Below are 16,256 nucleotides of genomic sequence, written 5' to 3' on the forward strand. Positions count from 1 at the left end.
TGCCTGTGGCGACCGAACCGGATCGAACGGTTCCGGTTCGCCACACCCGTTTCGCCGCTCAGAGCAGCGCCAGTATCTCCTCCGCCCGATCGACGATATGCACGGCACCCGCGGCCGTCAGCTCTTCGCGCGTGCGGAATCCCCACGTCACCCCGACCGACCGGACGCCCGCCGCTGCGGCCGTCTCCATGTCCACGCCCGAATCGCCCGCATAGAGCACCCGCCCGCGGGGCACGCCCGTCGCGGCGAGCACCTCCCCGACCACCGTCGGGTCGGGTTTTAGCGGCACGCCCGGGCGCTGTCCCAGCACCGCGGCGAAGCGCACGCCGGGAAAGAAGCGCCGGACGAGTTTTTCCGTGCCCGCCTGGAACTTGTTCGACGCCACGGCCAGACTGACGTCCCGCCGGTCGAGTTCGGCAACCAGCTCCGGAATGCCCGGATAGGGACGGGTATGGCGGTCGATATGCTCCATGTAATACGCTACGAAGTCGGCGCGCACCGCCGCCACCCGCTCCGCGGAGCGCAGCTTCGCGGGCAGCGCCCGCTCCACCAGCCGCAGGATGCCGTTGCCGACGAACGTGCGGTACTCCGCAAGCGTATGCTGCGGCAGCCCGTGCCGCGCCAGCGCGGCGTTGCACGCCTTCGCCAGATCGCCCAGCGTATCGAGCAGCGTGCCGTCCAGATCGAAGATGACGAGTTCGGTATTTTCCATATGATTATTTCGCTTGTCGTGCCACAACCCGAAGGGCTAATTTTTAATTCTTAATTCTTAATTTTTAATTTGTGTATCTTCCACCCGACGGCCGCCACCAGCAGCGACATCAGGGGGCTTGCGAGGTTGAAGATGCAATAGGGCATGTAGACGAAGGTCGAAACCCCCAGTACGGTGGCCTGCGTCATGCCGCACGAGTTCCACGGGACAAGCACCGAGCAGACCGTCGCCGAATCCTCGACCGACCGGCTCAGCAGCCGCTCCTCGAGGCCCCGTTCGGCGTACAGCTCGCGGAAGAGACGGCCCGTCAGAATGATCGAGATGTACTGGTCGGCCGTACAGAGGTTGAAGAAGATGCCCGCCCCGACAGTCGAGGCCACGGCCGAGAAGGTGCGCCGCACGAAGCGCAGGAAAACCGCCGTCAGCGCGCGGAGCATGCCGCTGCCGGTCATCACCCCGCCGAAGCACATGGCGCAGATGATCAGCCACACCGTGTTAAGCATCCCCGCCATGCCGCGCGTGGCGACCAGCTCGTCCAGCTGCGGGGTTCCGGTAGGGATCGCCGTCGGCCCGAAGCAGCTCATCAGCACCCCCTTGAACCCGGTCAGAAAGTCCAGCGATTCGACCCCCGCCACGCGTGCCACCATCTGGGGCTGCACCGCGACCATCGCCACGCAGGCGAAGACCACGGCCGAGAAGAGCGTCACAATGGCCGGGAGCTTGCGCGCGATCAGCACCCCCGTAGCCAGCGGCACTAACAGCAGCCACGGCGTGATGCGGAAGGTCGCGGCCAGCGATTCGGCATAGAGCACCGCGGAGGTGGCCCCCGCATGGTCGAGCGTCAGCCCCGCGGCGGTGAAGACCCCGAGCGCCACGACAAACGAGGGGATGGTCGTATAGAGCATGTAACGGATGTGCGTAAAGACCGGAACGCCGACCGTCGAGGAGGCCAGCACCGTTGTGTCGGAGAGCAGCGAGATTTTGTCCCCGAAATAGGCCCCCGAGATGATTGCCCCGGCCACCCAGCCGTCGGGGAATCCCATCGCCTGCCCGATTCCCATCAACGCCACGCCGATGGTGGCGATCGTGGTCCACGAGCTGCCGGTCATCAGCGACACCACGGCGCAGATCACGCACGAGGCGGCGAGGAAAAACGACGGGTGGAGCACCTGCAGCCCGTAGTAGATCATTGTCGGAACCACGCCGCTGACCATCCACGTTCCGGCGATGGCCCCGATCAGCAGCAGGATGACGATGGCCGACGCCGAGGCGCGGATGTTCTCGATGATCGCCTCCTCCAGCACCGCCCAGCGGCAGCGGTAGATGCCGATGGCGAGCATCACGCAGACCGACGTGGCCGACAGCAGGGCCATCTGGCTGCCGCCGTTGATCGCATCGCCGCCGAAACAGCGGATAACGATATATAAGAGGAGCGTCAGCACCCCGAGCGGGATGGCCGACACCCACGCTGCAGGGGTTTTCATCGCTTTGGTTCGCATGGAAATTATCTTCGGATCGTTTCTTGGGCCGCCAAGACCGTGCAGGCCAGGGTGCAAAACCAAGCAACAGGCTTGGGTCATGCCGGAGCGCAGCCTGTCTCAGCGGGCGTTTTTCGCCCGCAAAAATACGAAAAACTTACATTATTTGCGTATATTTGGTCCGTGAACCTGTTTTCCGCCGATATTTCGCTCTGGCGTTTCCCGGCCTCGCTGATCCTCGGCGCGGCTTTCGCGGCAGCGCTCTGGGCCGCGGACCGCTACTACGCCCGTACGCGGGCGTACCGCCTGCTCTCCGGACCCTACGGAGCGGTCGTACTGCTCGTTCTCACGACCGCGGCAGTCGCCGCGGAGGGGATCTGGGCCGCGGGAATCTACTACACCTGGCCCTTTATCGGGCTGTTGATCCTCTTCGCCGCCTCGCTCGGGCTGGTCACGCTGCGCGGTGTGCGCCGGCGGCGCGGGGCGGGATTCGTGCTCAACCACGCCGGGCTGTTCCTGATCGTATGGGGCGCCCTGTTCGGCGCGCCCGACGTGACGCGCGCCCGGATGCTGGTCCGCACGGGCGAGGAGGCTGCATTGGCCTACACCGCGGCGGGCGAAGCCGTGCCACTCCCCTTTGCCGTCCGCCTCGACCGCTTCACGCTGGAGCGCTACGACGACGGCACGCCGCGCCGCTTCCGCTCCGAACTGCGCTTCGACGGTCGTCCGGCTTCGGTCGAGGTCAACCACCCGGTGCGGTACGGCGGCTATACCTTCTTTCAGGACAGTTACGACACGCGCCACGGAGCCTACACCGTGCTGCTCCTCGTCCGCGACCCGTGGCTGTGGGTGGTATGGGTCGGCGTAGCCCTGCTGGCCGCGGGATCGCTTCTCTTATTATTCAGCAGACGATGACCTGGCAGGAGTTTCCCTATTTCGGCGCGGCGGCCGTCGCGCTCTGGAGCCTCGGGGCGGCGCTGGCCGCGCGGTACGGGACGGGGGTAGAACCTGTCCGCAGAAACGATGCGGCTGCCGGGAAGCCCGGAAAATCCGGCCCGTCGAACCATACCGCCGGCAGGGAATCCCGCCCCCGGCAAAGCGCTGCGGCCCGTATCGGCAGCGGGTTGTTCCTGGCAGGCACACTCATTTATCTGCTCTTCATCCTCCTCTTCTGGCACACGCTGGGCCGCGCCCCGATGCGCACGATGGGCGAGACGCGCCTGTGGTACGCCCTCTTTCTTTCCCTCACGGGCTGGGTGCTCCACCGCCGCTGGCGCTACCGCTTCCTGCTGCCCTTCGCCGCCGTGCTCGCCTCGGTCTTCACGCTCATCAACATCTTCAAGCCCGAAATACACTCCGAGACGCTGATGCCCGCGCTCCAAAGCGCGTGGTTCGTCCCCCACGTAGCCATCTACATGCTCGCCTACGCCGTGCTGGCAGCCGCGCTGGCGGTGGCCGTCGCGTCGCTCGCACACCGGCCGCGGCTCCTTGCCGACGCCGACCGGCTGACGCGCATCGCCTCGGCGCTGCTGATCCTGGGCATGCTCTCGGGCGCGGTATGGGCGCGGCAGGCGTGGGGCGACTACTGGGCCTGGGACGCCAAGGAGAGCTGGGCGGCCGCGACCTGGCTGCTCACGCTGGCCTATATTCACTTCCGCCGTCACCGCCCCACGGCGCACCGGACGGCCGTAGCGCTGCTCGCCGTCGCCTTTCTGGCCCTGCAGGTCACCTGGTACGGGGTGAATTACCTGCCGGCGGCAAAAAAAAGCCTGCATACCTATACGTTAAACCGATAAAATAATTATTTTTGTACCAGCACACCCTCAAAACGTTTGAAATGAAGCGATTTATCACTATCGTACTGGTCGCGCTCGTCGCCGCAGCGTGCGTCGTAGCCATCTACCGGTTCAATTTCCGCAAGTCGATCCCCGCCGACGCTCCCGTCGAGGAGCAGGTGGCGGCCATCCTCGCGCAGAACGACTGTTTCGTCTGCCACGACCACGACGCCGAGCGTCCCTTCTACATCAACTACCCCCTTATCGGAACCCGCCTGCAGGGACACATGCACCGCGCCGCGCGCTTTACGGACCTGAAGAGCGTCGTACAGAAGCTCGACGCCATCGACGAGGCGTCGCTGGCGAAGTTGGAGCAGTCGATGCTCAGCGGCTCGATGCCGCTGCTCGAGTACCGCCTCGTCCACTGGGGCACGGGCTTCAACAAGGCCGAAAAGAGCGTGCTGGCCTCTTGGATCCGCGACGTGCGGGCGCAGCGTTTCGCCACGGGCCTTGCCGCCGAGCAGTTCGCCAACGAGCCCGTACAGCCGCTCAAGGGCAACATCCCGACCGACCCCGAGAAGGTCGCGCTGGGATATAAAATGTTCTACGACACCCGCATCTCGGCCGACGGGACCGTGTCGTGCGCCGACTGCCACATCCTCGAAAGCGGCGGTGCGGACGTGGCCGACTTCCGCACCTCGGAGGGCATCGACGGGCAGTTTGGCGGCGTAAACGCTCCGACGGTCTATAACGCCGTCTACAACTGCCAGCAATTCTGGAACGGCCGTGCCGCCACGCTGGCCGAGCAGGCCGCAGGTCCCCCGGTGAACCCGGTGGAGATGGGCGACCAGACGTGGGACGACATCGTGGCGCGCCTGCGCCGGGACAAGGCGCTCGTGCGCCAGTTCGAAGCGCTCTACCCCGAAGGGCTTACCCAGGCGACCGTGACGGACGCCATCGCCGAGTTCGAAAAGACGCTTACCACGCCCGATTCGCCGTTCGACCGCTACCTGGCGGGCGACGCTTCGGCGCTCACCGCCGAACAGATCGAGGGCTACCGCCTCTTCAAGGAGCACGACTGCGCCACCTGCCACGCGGGACAGACCCTCGGCGGCCAGTCGTTCGAATACCTGGGCATCGCCGAGGACTACTTCGCGGCCCGCACGCCCGAGATCGCCATGAACGACGACGACAAGGGACTTTTCGGCTTCACGGGCAACGAACGCGACCTGCACAAGTTCAAAGTGTCCAACCTGCGCAACGTGACCCTGACGCCGCCCTACCTGCACGACGGTTCGGCCGCGACGCTCGACGAGGCGGTGAAGGCCATGATGCGCTTCCAGACCGGCGCCGACTACACGCAGCAGGAGGTGGACCGCATCGTCGACTTTCTCGGATCGCTCAACGGGCAGAACCCCTACCTGCAATAACCCGTTAGGTCGGGATCATGAAGGGGTGCGGCCGGAAAATGGCCGCACCCCTTTTTTATTTGCCTTTTTCTGCCTATCTTTGAGAAACGCTTCACAGGATATGGTGCAGACGCTTCGCAAGGTGGTACGGTTCTACGTCGACGGATTCCGCGCGATGATCTTGGGACGTACCCTGTGGGCCATCATCCTGCTGAAACTGTTCATCCTCTTTGCCGTGCTGCGGTTGTTCTTCTTCCCCGACCTGATGAGCGGCAAGAGCACGAAGGAGCGGGCCGATTACGTGCTGGAGACGCTGCTGCCCGAATAACACCCTGCGGGGCAATGGAATGGATGCAAAGAAACGTTAACCGCTAACATATGCTCTCGGATTACCTGCAAACCGTCGACTGGTCGCGCGCGCAATTCGCCCTGACGGCCATCTACCACTGGCTCTTCGTCCCGCTTACGCTGGGGCTGAGCGTTCTGATCGCCATCATGGAGACCCTCTACGTCCGGACGGGCGACCTGTTCTGGAAACGGACCACCCGGTTCTGGATGCGCCTTTTCGGTGTCAACTTCGCCATCGGCGTAGCCACGGGTCTGATCCTCGAATTCGAATTCGGAACCAACTGGTCCAACTATTCCCACTTCGTGGGCGACATCTTCGGCGCACCGCTGGCCATCGAGGGCATTCTGGCCTTCTTCCTCGAGAGCGCGTTCATCGCCGTCATGTTCTTCGGCTGGGAGAAGGTGTCCAAACGCTTCCACCTCACGGCCACGTGGCTCACGGCTGTCGGGGCCAACCTCTCGGCCTGGTGGATTCTGGTGGCCAACGCTTGGATGCAGTACCCGGTCGGCTGCACGTTCAACCTCGAAACCGTGCGCAACGAGATGACTTCTTTCGGCGAGGTGGCCCTGTCGCCCGTCGCGGTCAACAAGTTCTTCCATACGGTCACCTCCTCATTCACCCTCGCGGCGCTCTTCGTCGTGGGCGTGAGCGCCTGGTATCTGCTGCGCCGCCGCGAAGAGCGCATGGCCACGCGCAGCATCGCCGTCGCCTCGCTCTTCGGGCTGGTCTTCGCGCTGATTACCGCCATGACGGGCGACCGCTCGGGCGCGGTCATCGCCCGCGTGCAGCCGATGAAGCTCGCGGCGATGGAGGCGCTCTACGACGGTGCGGAAGGGGCTTCGCTCACGGCATTCGGCGTGCTGCGGCCCGAGGCCGAACGCGCGGCGGGCGCGGAGGCGTTCTACTTCCGGGCGGACATACCCAAGATGCTCTCGCTGATGAGTTTCCGCGACGCCAACGCCTACGTGCCGGGCATCAACGATCTGGTCGACGGCAACCCCGAGCGCGGGGTGATGGGCGCAGCCGAAAAGATCGAACGCGGCCGGGAGGCGATCGACGCGCTGGCGCGCTACCGCGCGGCCCGCGATGCGGGCGACCGGGAGGCGATGGCGGCCGTCGAAAAGCTCTTCGACCCTGCGACTCCCGAGGGAGAAGCGTTCCTGCGGGACTACTTCGCCTACTTCGGTTACGGCTACCTCCGCACGCCCGAACAGATCGTGCCCGACGTGCCGCTGCTGTTTTACTCGTTCCGTGTGATGGTCGGCGCGGGGGTCTTCTTCATCCTGCTGCTGGCCACCGTCTGGTGGCTCAACCGCCGGGGAACGCTCGGCAACCGCCGCTGGCTGCTGTGGGTGGCCGTGTGGTCGATCCCGCTGGCCTGGATCGCCTCGCAGGCGGGCTGGATCGTCACCGAGGTCGGTCGCCAGCCGTGGGCCATCCAGAACCTGATGCCCGTGGGCGTGGCGGCCTCGAAGATCCCCAGCGGCTCGGTCAGCGTCACCTTCTTCCTCTTTCTGGCGCTGTTCACCGCCCTGCTGATCGCCGAGGTGAGCATCCTCACGCGGCAGATCAAAATCGGTCCCGAACCTGAAAAATAGACGACGATGGATACTTTAGCACTTTTACAACATTACTGGTGGTTCCTGATCTCCCTGCTGGGCGCGCTGCTGGTCTTCCTGCTCTTCGTGCAGGGCGGGCAGGCGGTGCTCTACGACATCGGCAAGACCCCCGAAGAGCGGAACACGCTCACGGGGACGCTGGGCAGCAAGTGGGAGATCACCTTTACCACGCTGGTCACCTTCGGCGGAGCGTTCTTCGCCTCGTTCCCGCTCTTCTACTCCACCTCGTTCGGCGGGGCGTACTATGTCTGGATGGCGATCCTGCTGGTCTTCGTCCTCCAGGCCGTCGGCTACGAGTTCCGCCGCAAACCGGGCAACGTCTACGGCGGGCGTACGTTCGATGTCTTCCTCCAGATCAACGGCATCCTGGGACCCCTGCTGTTAGGCGTGGCCGTCGGAACGCTCTTTACGGGCGCTTCGTTTACGGTCGACCGCCTCAACCTGGCCGACACGGCGGGAGGCGGCGCGGCGGTCATTTCGCAGTGGACCACGCCGTGGCACGGGCTGGAAGCCCTCGCCTCGACGCAGAATATCTTTCTGGGCGTTTCGGTAGCGTTGCTGGCGATCCTGCTCGGCTGCCAGTATTTCCTGCTGACGCTCGACGATCCGACGCTGCGCGAACGGTCGCGCGAACGGATGATCCCGGCGGCTGTCGCTTTTCTGCTCTTCTTCCTGGCCTGGTTCATCCGCCTGCTGCTCTCCGACGGCTGGGCCGTCGACGGCGCAGGCCGGATTGCGGTCGAACCCTACAAGTACCTGCACAACCTGCTCGAAATGCCCGCGGTCGCCGCCGTGCTTCTGGTCGGGTTGGTGTCGGTACTGTGGAGCATCGCGCTGGGCTGGTGGGGTCGGCGGCATGCCGTCTGGTTCGGCGGTGCGGGAACGGTGCTGACGGTGCTGGCGCTGCTGCTCTGCGCCGGATGGAACCATACGGCTTACTACCCCTCGACGGCCGACATTCAGTCGTCGCTCACCATTGCCAACTCCTCCTCGAGCCGCTTCACGCTTCAGGTCATGAGCGTCGTGTCGCTTTTTATTCCGCTGGTGGTCGCCTATATCTGGTATGCCTGGCGGTCGCTGAGCGGGGAACGAAATGCAGCGGCGAGGGAGAATAAATAAAGTAGAGAGCAGGCATTATCGGCCTTTAGGTCGGCGGGACGCAGCCTGAGGAATGCACGGATCGAAAGGCTTTCGAGTTTCATAAGGTCTGCACGTTTTCGACCGTCGATTCCTCGCGGCGTGCCATCGCATGTACAAATCTGCCCTCCCCGAAATCCCCTCCTCGGAGGGGACTTGTATCCGCCTGAGGCGGAAAGGGTGCTGTCAAGGTTATCTTGTGTATTGATTTTGCAGCTCGCTATTCTGTAGGCTGCAACCTTTTTTCGACCTTTAGGTCGGAAGGCCAAAATTCGCGTTGTTCTATTTCGACCTTTCAGGTCGGCGGGCCGCAGCCTCCCCCGGCGGAGGCCCGCATTGGCGTTCCTCCGCAGGCTGCCGCCCGAAAACTCCTGTCCATGCAAACACCCGACGGAAACGCACCACACCGCAGGCTGCGCCCCAGACAGGCTACTTAGTTTCTTGCCCGAACGTAAGGCCCCTGTCCCGACCGCTCCGCTCCGGCCGACAAATCCGCCCCATTCCCCGCATAACATTTTCAAACCCCGCAACCCGCTCCGAACGATATTTTATCCATATTTCACCGACTGAAGCTAATAAATCGTCGCCGAATGTTGCATTTCCGCTAAAAATCCCTAATTTTGTAAAAAGCCTAAAACCGCAACCTTATGTCCAATCGAGAATTGCTGCTCGGAGACGAAGCCCTCGCGCTGGGGGCGCTCCATGCGGGACTGTCGGGCGTCTATGCCTACCCCGGCACGCCCTCGACCGAAATCACCGAATACATTCAGGGCCATCCCCTCGCCCGCGAACGGGGCGTGCACTGCACCTGGTCCGCCAACGAAAAGACCGCCATGGAGGAGGCGCTGGGCATGTCGTTCGCCGGCAAGCGCGCGCTGGTCTGCATGAAGCATGTGGGCATGAACGTGGCCGCCGACGCCTTCGTCAACTCGGCCATGACCGGAGCCCACGGCGGACTGGTGGTAGTGGCGGCCGACGATCCGTCGATGCACTCCTCGCAGAACGAGCAGGATTCGCGTTTCTACGGCAAATTCGCCCTCGTGCCCACGTTCGAGCCCTCCTCGCAGCAGGAGGCCTACGAGATGGTGCAGGCGGCGTTCGAACTCTCCGAGCGGGTGCACATTCCGGTGCTGATGCGCCTGACCACCCGCATGGCCCACTCGCGGGCCGTGGTCGAGGTCGGCAGCATCCGCCCGCAGAACGAACGCTCCTACCCCGCCGAAGCGCGGCAGTGGGTGCTGATGCCCGGAAATTCGCGCGTGCGGTACAAGACGCTGCTCGACGACTACGCCCGCTGCGAGCAGGAGGCCGCCGGAAGCCGCTTCAACCGTTACACCGACGCTCCGGACCGCTCGGTGGGCATCATCGCCTGCGGCATCGGTTACAACTACCTGATGGAGAACTACCCGGAAGGCTGTCCCCATCCGGTGCTCAAGATCGCGCAGTATCCCCTGCCCGGCGACTTGGTGCGGCGGCTGGCAGCCGAGTGTCAGTCGCTGCTGGTCATCGAGGAGGGACAGCCCGTGGTCGAAGAGGCGCTGCGCGGCGTGCTGCCCACGCCCCTGCCCGTCCGCGGCCGCATGACGGGCGACCTGCCCCGCACCGGAGAGCTTACGCCCGACAGCGTGCGCGCGGCCCTCGGCCTGACGCCCCGCCCGGAGCACGCCCCGAGCCGGGTCGTCGTACCCCGTCCGCCCGCACTCTGCCAGGGCTGCGGCCACCGCGACGTTTATACCGCCCTCACGGAGGTGGTGCGCGAATACGACGACGCCAAGGTTTTCAGCGACATCGGCTGCTACACGCTGGGGTGGCTCGCCCCGTTCCACGCCATCGACACGTGCGTCGACATGGGGGCTTCGATCACCATGGCCAAAGGGGCCGCCGATGCGGGTCAGCACCCCTCCGTGGCCGTGATCGGCGACTCGACCTTCACCCACTCGGGCATGACGGGTCTGCTGGACGCCGTGAATGAGCACAGCCCCATCACGGTCATCATCTCCGACAACCTCACCACGGGCATGACCGGTGGCCAGGATTCGGCCGGAACAGGTCGTCTGGAGCAGATCTGCGCCGGTATCGGCGTCGACCCCGCGCACATCCGCGTGGTGGTCCCCCTGCCCAAGAACCGCGAGCAGCTCAAGCAGATGATCCGCGAAGAGATCGCTTACGAAGGTGTTTCGGTCATCATTCCCCGCCGCGAGTGCATCCAGACGGCCAAGCGGCACGCGGCGGCCAAGAAGTAGGCCTGCGGACCGACCGGCAGGCACGGGCGAACGCCGCAACGAACCTCTAAACAAAACCTAAAATTCGAACTCCATGAAACGCGACATCATACTCTCCGGCGTAGGCGGCCAGGGCATTCTCTCGATCGCCACGGTCATCGGCCGGGCGGCCCTCACCGAAGGGCTGAACATCAAGCAGGCCGAAGTGCACGGCATGAGCCAGCGCGGCGGCGACGTGCAGTCGAACCTGCGCATCTCCTCGGCTCCGATCCTTTCGGACCTCATTCCGCGCGGCGGGGCCGATCTGATCGTCTCGCTCGAACCGATGGAGGCGCTGCGCTACCTGCCATGGCTCGCCGCGGACGGCTGGGTCATCACCAACACCGCCCCGCTGGTCAACATCCCCAACTACCCCGACATGGAGGCCGTCCGCCGCGAGCTGGACGCTTTGCCGCACGCAGTGGTCCTCGACGTGGACGCCATCGCCCGCGAGGAGGCTTCGCCGCGCGCCGCGAATATCGTCCTGCTGGGCGCGGCGGCTCCGTTCCTCGACATCGAGGCCGAAAAGCTGGAGCAGGGCATCCGCGACATCTTCGCCCGCAAGGGGGAGGCGATCGTGGAGACCAACCTGGCGGCGTTCCGCGCAGGCTACCGATACGCACAAAAACAGACCCAACGATGAAACCGCCGTTCGACAGCGCCGTGCTCGACTCCATCCTGGAGCGCATGGACATCGCCGACATCGCGCAGGCGACCATCCGCCAGTCGGGCGACATCGCCCGGCTGATGGAGCGCGAAACGGGTGCGGAGTTCCTGCACCTCGAAATGGGCGTTCCGGGGCTTCCGCCCGAGCACGTGGGCGTCGAGGCCGAGTGCCGCGCCCTCCACGCAGGCCTGGCTTCGCAGTACCCGCCCATGCCCGGTATCCCGGCCTTCAAGGAGCAGGCGTCCCGCTTCCTGCGCGCCTTTCTCGACGTGAAGGTCTCCCCCGAGGGGTGCATCCCGACCGTCGGATCGATGCAGGGCAGCTTCACGGCGTTTCTGCTCCTGTCGCAGCTCGACCCGAAGAAGGATACCATTCTCTTCATCGACCCGGGTTTCCCCGTGCAGCGCAGTCAGGTCCGCATCCTCGGCATCCGGAGCGAATCGTTCGACATCTATGAATACCGCTCGGAGAAGCTGCGGCCCAAGCTGGAGAGCTATCTGGCGAAGGGCAACATTGCGGGCATCGTCTATTCGAACCCCAACAACCCCGCGTGGATCTGCCTCACGGAGGAGGAGCTGCAAACCATCGGCGAACTGGCCACCCGCTACGACGCGGTGGTGATCGAGGACCTCGCCTACCTCTGCATGGACTTCCGCAAACCGCTCGGACGGCCTTTCGAAGCGCCCTATCAGGCCACCGTGGCCCGTTATACGGACAACTACATGCTGATGGTCTCCGGTTCGAAGATTTTCAGCTACGCCGGACAGCGCATCGCCGCCGTCGCCATCTCCGACGCGCTCCGCAACCGCGTCTACCCGGCGCTCAGGGAGCGCTACGGCATGGGCCGGCTGGGCGACGCCTACGTCCTGGGCATCCTCTACGCCGCCTCGTCCGGCACGAGCCACTCGGCGCAGTACGCGCTGGCCGAAATGTTCCGCGCCGCGGCCGACGGGGAGCTGGACTTCGTGGGCGAAACGGCCGAATACGCCCGCCGCGCCGCCCTCACCAAAGAGACCTTCCTCCGCCACGGCTTCCGCATCGTCTACGACAAGGACCGCGACGTACCGGTCAGCGACGGCTTCTTCTACACGGTCGGCTACGGCAAGATGACCGGCTCGGAACTGCTGCGCGAACTGCTGCTCTACGGCATCTGCGCCATCTCGCTCTCGTCGACCGGCAGCCGCCAGGAGGGCATCCGCGTCTGCATCTCGCAGATGAACCGGCCCGAACAGTTCGACCTGCTGGAGACCCGTCTCGCGGCTTTCGAACAAAACCACCGCTAAAAACCGAACCCCATGCAGCTCATGACCGCGGCCGAAGCCGTAAAACTCATCCGCTCCGACAGCAGCGTCTACATTCAGGGCAGCACCTCGATCCCCGAAGTACTCGTCGCCGCGCTGGCCGACCGGGCCTCGGAACTCAGGGGCGTGAAACTCTACTCGGGTTTCGCCGTGGGACGGGGACCCGCACCCTACTGCCGGCCCGAGAACCGCGAGGCGTTTCTGGTCAACAGCCTCTTCGTGGCCAACAACATCCGCCGCTGGCTCGCCGACGGCTACGGGCAGTCGATCCCGGCCTTTCTGGGCGAGATTCCCGGCCTGTTCCGCGACGGCACGCTGCCCGTGGACACGGTGCTGCTCAACTGCTCGCGCCCCAATGCAGAGGGGTACTGCTCCTACGGCGTCTCGGCCGATCTGGCCGTCTCGGCCACGGAGTGCGCCCGGGTGGTGATCGCGCAGATCAACGCCGCCATGCCTTTCTCCTACGGCGACGCGGTGATCCACAGCTCGAAGATCGATGCGGCGGTGGAGGTCGACGACCCGCTGGTCGAGGTTCCCACGGCCACCCCGACTGCGACCGAAACCCGCATCGGGCAGTATATCGCCGAGCTGATTCCCGACGGGGCGACGCTCCAGATCGGCGTGGGCGGCATCCCCAACGCCGTGCTGACTGCGCTCAGGGGGCACAAGCACCTGGGCCTGCACACCGAGGCGATGACCGACGGAGTGCTGCCGCTCTTGGAGAGCGGCGTGATCGACAACTCGCTCAAAAAGGTGATGCCCGGCGTGTCGGTGGCGTCGCTGGCGCTCGGCTCGCGGCGGTTGTACGACTACATGGACTACCGCAAGGATTTGGTGATGAAGGACGTGGCGTGGACCAACGACCCGTTCCGCATCCGGCAGAACCCGCGCGTGATGGCCATCAACTCGGCCGTGGAGGTCGATCTGACGGGGCAGGTGTGCGCCGATTCGGTCGGCGTAAGGATCATCTCGGGCGTCGGGGGCCAGCACGATTTCATGTACGGCGGTGCGCTCTCGGAAGGGGGCAAGACCTTTATCGCCATCCCCTCGATGACCGAGAAGGGCGAGTCGAAGATCAAGGCGCTGCTGACGCCGGGCGCCGGGGTGGTGACCACGCGCCACATGGTGCAGCACATCGTCACCGAATACGGCGTTGCGAGCCTCCGCGGCCGCAACCTCGCCGAACGGGCCAGGGCGCTGATCGCCATCGCCCACCCCTCGGTGCGAGAGGAACTGGAACGCGCCGCCGCGGAGCGGTACGGACACTCGTTCCTCAGGCTGCGCTGACGGCGGCCTGAACGATAACGAAGCGGGGACCTCGAAACCAAGGTCCCCGCTCTCCTTTTCGGCACGTTCCCGCACCGGACGATCACTTCCCGAATTTCAGCTCGTCCAAGAGGTATCCCGCTTCGGCATAGTGCTCGATCACCCACATAACGAAACGGATGTCGACGCAAACGGTGCGCGCGTGGTCGGGCTGGAAATAGAGGTCGGCGGCCATCGACTCGCGGTTGCCGTCGAACGCCAGACCGATCAGGCGTCCGCGGGCATCTAGCACGGGACTGCCCGAATTGCCGCCCGTAATATCGTTGTCCGTCAGGAAGTTGACATACAATTCTCCCTTTTCGCCCCAGCGGCCCCACGTCTTGGCTTCGATCAGCTGCCGCATGCGCTCATCGACGCGGAACTCGTACTCCGTGGGGTTGTACTTCTCCAGATAGCCCTGCACGGTGGAGCGCGCATCGTAGTGAACGCCGTCCATCGGGCTTACCGGCTCGACCGTGCCGTAGCTCAGACGCATGGTCGAATTGGCGTTGGGGTACTGCGCCACCCCCTGCGCCTCTCGGAAGGCGTAGAGCGCCTCCGCATAGTGCGCCTCCGTGCGGCCCACGCGGGCGCACGCTTTCTTCTCGGCCCGGTCGACCTCACCCGTGAAGCGCTGCACGCGCACCGACTCGGTCAGCGCGACCAGCGGATCGCGGCGAATCTCCGCCACGGAGCGGTTTTCGGCAAAGTAGGCCGCGTAGCGGTCCGCATCGGTGCAGAACGAAGCGTCGAACGCCTCGCGCGCCATGCGCTCGGCATCGCCCCCGGCCGCATCGTACATCCGGCCGAGCGCCTCGCCCCACATTTCACGCGGCACGTTGGCCGTGAAGTTCACCATCATGCGGGCCAATACGTCGCGGTCGGTGGCGGCATCGTAGTTGCGGCGCAGGCGCTTGCCGTTGGCGATCACGCTCGCCGCGTCCTTCGAGCGGACGTCGAGCGTATCGATCTTCAGCCGGTCGAGCTTGCCCAGATAGGAGGAGAGGCGGTTGGCCGTGAGCAGCGCCTCGCTCGGACCCAGCCACGCCTCACGGAAGTAGTTGAGGTTGCGCTCGGCGCAGCAGCGCGAGGCATAGCCCCGCTTCAACGCTTCCAGCACGTCGCCGTAGGCGGCCCTGCGGGCCGAATCGGACTCGATCCACGCCATCATCCGCCCCTCCTCGGCCCGCCGCACCTCGGCCACGCCGTAGCGGCGCAGGCACTTGGTCTCCCACTTGGCCAGGTCGGCGAAGTTGCTCAGCCCGAAATAGGCGTCGGAATACTTCATGCGCACCTGCGGGTCGCGGTTCATATGCCCCTTGAGAATGTCCATGCGCTCGTGGCGGTTGCAGACCACGATCGGGTTGCGGACCTTCTCGCGCTCCTCCACGGCGTAGGACGAGGCGTAGCGGTGCGTGCGGCCCGGGAAGCCGACGACCATCGTGAAGTCCTTCTCATGGACCCCATGCGTGGCGATCGTCAGCACGCGGCGGGGGCGGTAGGGGACGTTCTCCGCCGCATAGGGCGCCGGCTTTCCGTCCGGCGAGGCATAGACGCGGTAGAGCGTGAAGTCGCCCTTGTGCTGAGGCCAGCCCCAGTTGTCGACATCGCCGCCGAAAGCGCCGATCGTTACCGGGGGCGTGCCGACCAGCCGCACGTCGCGGAAAATCTCGTAGAAATAGAGGTAGAATTTCTTCCCGCCCCACATCGAGGCGCACGACACCTCGTAGGGGGTATCCTGCTTGTAGCGGTTCTCCAGATCGGCGTAGAGGCGGCGCATCGACATTCCGTTCCACCGCTTCGCGGCCTGCATCTCGGCCCGCAGGGCCTGCGCCTCGTCCGTCACGTCGAGCACCTTGCGCAGAAACCAGACGCTCTTGCCCGCGACGGGAATCTCCTCGTCGCGCGTGCGCGCCCAGAAACCCGTTTCGAGGTAGTTGTGCTCCGCCGTCGAAAGGGCGCAGATGTCGCTGTAGGCGACGTGGTGGTTGGTAATCATCAGCCCCTCGTCGGAGATCATGCTGCCCGTTCCCATGCCGCCGTCGACGGCGACCACGGCGTCGGCGAGCGCCGGAGCCGCTTCGTTATAGATCGCATCGACGGGCAGTTTAAGCCCCTCGGCCTTCATCCGGGGGTAGATGCCGCCCAGCGACTGAATCATCCACATGCCTTCGTCCGCCGCCGCGGTCTGCATCAGCAGCACCAGCACCAGCAGCAAAGCCGTCATTCGTTTGTTCATCGTA

The 16,256-nt window shown here is 64.9% G+C and carries 13 protein-coding genes; 10 read left to right on the forward strand and 3 right to left on the reverse strand.

Annotated features, from left to right (window positions below; all coding sequences use genetic code 11):
* Positions 1 to 58: 58 nt before the first annotated feature.
* Both ACMO9O_RS01625 and ACMO9O_RS01630 read right to left on the reverse strand, forming a co-directional pair.
* A complete protein-coding gene (locus ACMO9O_RS01625) occupies positions 59 to 712 on the reverse strand; it encodes an HAD family hydrolase (protein ID WP_418981880.1) in 654 nt (217 codons plus the stop codon).
* A gap of 50 nt (positions 713 to 762) precedes the next feature.
* The gene (locus ACMO9O_RS01630) at positions 763 to 2,211 is read right to left on the reverse strand and encodes a Na+/H+ antiporter NhaC family protein (RefSeq protein WP_418981881.1); all 1,449 of its coding nucleotides are present in this window, start codon (positions 2,209 to 2,211) and stop codon (positions 763 to 765) included.
* A 162-nt stretch (positions 2,212 to 2,373) separates the two neighbouring features.
* Between ACMO9O_RS01630 and ACMO9O_RS01635 the strand changes: the two genes are divergently transcribed.
* The 10 genes from ACMO9O_RS01635 (at position 2,374) to ACMO9O_RS01680 (ending at position 13,995) form a co-directional block, all read left to right on the forward strand.
* A complete protein-coding gene (locus ACMO9O_RS01635; RefSeq protein ID WP_418981882.1) occupies positions 2,374 to 3,105 on the forward strand; it encodes a cytochrome c biogenesis protein ResB in 732 nt (243 codons plus the stop codon).
* Positions 3,102 to 3,986 carry a cytochrome c biogenesis protein CcsA gene (gene ccsA / locus ACMO9O_RS01640; RefSeq protein WP_418981883.1) on the forward strand — a complete coding sequence of 295 codons (885 nt, stop codon included), beginning with the start codon at positions 3,102 to 3,104 and terminating at the stop codon, positions 3,984 to 3,986. Before ACMO9O_RS01635 ends, ccsA begins: the two co-directional genes overlap by 4 nt.
* A gap of 41 nt (positions 3,987 to 4,027) precedes the next feature.
* Positions 4,028 to 5,395, forward strand: a complete 1,368-nt coding sequence (locus ACMO9O_RS01645; RefSeq protein WP_418981884.1) for a cytochrome c peroxidase — start codon at positions 4,028 to 4,030, stop codon at positions 5,393 to 5,395.
* A 100-nt stretch (positions 5,396 to 5,495) separates the two neighbouring features.
* Entirely contained in the window at positions 5,496 to 5,702 is a 207-nt protein-coding gene (locus tag ACMO9O_RS01650; RefSeq protein ID WP_418981885.1) for a DUF4492 domain-containing protein, read from the forward strand.
* A gap of 50 nt (positions 5,703 to 5,752) precedes the next feature.
* Positions 5,753 to 7,321, forward strand: coding sequence for a cytochrome ubiquinol oxidase subunit I (locus ACMO9O_RS01655; protein WP_418981886.1), 1,569 nt, complete (start codon positions 5,753 to 5,755; stop codon positions 7,319 to 7,321).
* Between the two features lie 6 nt (positions 7,322 to 7,327).
* The gene (locus tag ACMO9O_RS01660) at positions 7,328 to 8,461 is read left to right on the forward strand and encodes a cytochrome d ubiquinol oxidase subunit II (RefSeq protein ID WP_418981887.1); all 1,134 of its coding nucleotides are present in this window, start codon (positions 7,328 to 7,330) and stop codon (positions 8,459 to 8,461) included.
* Between the two features lie 665 nt (positions 8,462 to 9,126).
* Complete coding sequence (locus tag ACMO9O_RS01665; protein ID WP_418981888.1) at positions 9,127 to 10,722, forward strand: thiamine pyrophosphate-dependent enzyme; 1,596 nt, start codon at positions 9,127 to 9,129, stop codon at positions 10,720 to 10,722.
* 73 nt (positions 10,723 to 10,795) lie between these two features.
* A complete protein-coding gene (locus tag ACMO9O_RS01670) occupies positions 10,796 to 11,383 on the forward strand; it encodes an indolepyruvate oxidoreductase subunit beta (protein WP_418981889.1) in 588 nt (195 codons plus the stop codon).
* Complete coding sequence (locus tag ACMO9O_RS01675; protein ID WP_418981890.1) at positions 11,380 to 12,690, forward strand: pyridoxal phosphate-dependent aminotransferase; 1,311 nt, start codon at positions 11,380 to 11,382, stop codon at positions 12,688 to 12,690. Before ACMO9O_RS01670 ends, ACMO9O_RS01675 begins: the two co-directional genes overlap by 4 nt.
* 12 nt (positions 12,691 to 12,702) lie before the next feature.
* A complete protein-coding gene (locus ACMO9O_RS01680; RefSeq protein ID WP_418981891.1) occupies positions 12,703 to 13,995 on the forward strand; it encodes an acetyl-CoA hydrolase/transferase family protein in 1,293 nt (430 codons plus the stop codon).
* A gap of 82 nt (positions 13,996 to 14,077) precedes the next feature.
* Here ACMO9O_RS01680 and ACMO9O_RS01685 read toward each other — a convergent pair whose 3' ends face one another.
* Positions 14,078 to 16,252 carry a S46 family peptidase gene (locus ACMO9O_RS01685; RefSeq protein ID WP_418981892.1) on the reverse strand — a complete coding sequence of 725 codons (2,175 nt, stop codon included), beginning with the start codon at positions 16,250 to 16,252 and terminating at the stop codon, positions 14,078 to 14,080.
* Positions 16,253 to 16,256 lie beyond the last annotated feature (4 nt).

The sequence above is a fragment of the Alistipes sp. genome (assembly GCF_048465635.1).
GTDB lineage: Bacteria > Bacteroidota > Bacteroidia > Bacteroidales > Rikenellaceae > Alistipes.

What these genes read in the sequence shown, in the direction of transcription:
- ACMO9O_RS01625 (WP_418981880.1), bottom strand. Translation starts at nt 712, where the DNA reads ATGGAAAATACCGAACTCGTCATCTTCGATCTGGACGGCACGCTGCTC.
- ACMO9O_RS01630 (WP_418981881.1), bottom strand. Translation starts at nt 2,211, where the DNA reads ATGCGAACCAAAGCGATGAAAACCCCTGCAGCGTGGGTGTCGGCCATC.
- ccsA (WP_418981883.1), top strand. Translation starts at nt 3,102, where the DNA reads ATGACCTGGCAGGAGTTTCCCTATTTCGGCGCGGCGGCCGTCGCGCTC.
- ACMO9O_RS01645 (WP_418981884.1), top strand. Translation starts at nt 4,028, where the DNA reads ATGAAGCGATTTATCACTATCGTACTGGTCGCGCTCGTCGCCGCAGCG.
- ACMO9O_RS01650 (WP_418981885.1), top strand. Translation starts at nt 5,496, where the DNA reads ATGGTGCAGACGCTTCGCAAGGTGGTACGGTTCTACGTCGACGGATTC.
- ACMO9O_RS01655 (WP_418981886.1), top strand. Translation starts at nt 5,753, where the DNA reads ATGCTCTCGGATTACCTGCAAACCGTCGACTGGTCGCGCGCGCAATTC.
- ACMO9O_RS01660 (WP_418981887.1), top strand. Translation starts at nt 7,328, where the DNA reads ATGGATACTTTAGCACTTTTACAACATTACTGGTGGTTCCTGATCTCC.
- ACMO9O_RS01665 (WP_418981888.1), top strand. Translation starts at nt 9,127, where the DNA reads ATGTCCAATCGAGAATTGCTGCTCGGAGACGAAGCCCTCGCGCTGGGG.
- ACMO9O_RS01670 (WP_418981889.1), top strand. Translation starts at nt 10,796, where the DNA reads ATGAAACGCGACATCATACTCTCCGGCGTAGGCGGCCAGGGCATTCTC.
- ACMO9O_RS01675 (WP_418981890.1), top strand. Translation starts at nt 11,380, where the DNA reads ATGAAACCGCCGTTCGACAGCGCCGTGCTCGACTCCATCCTGGAGCGC.
- ACMO9O_RS01680 (WP_418981891.1), top strand. Translation starts at nt 12,703, where the DNA reads ATGCAGCTCATGACCGCGGCCGAAGCCGTAAAACTCATCCGCTCCGAC.
- ACMO9O_RS01685 (WP_418981892.1), bottom strand. Translation starts at nt 16,252, where the DNA reads ATGAACAAACGAATGACGGCTTTGCTGCTGGTGCTGGTGCTGCTGATG.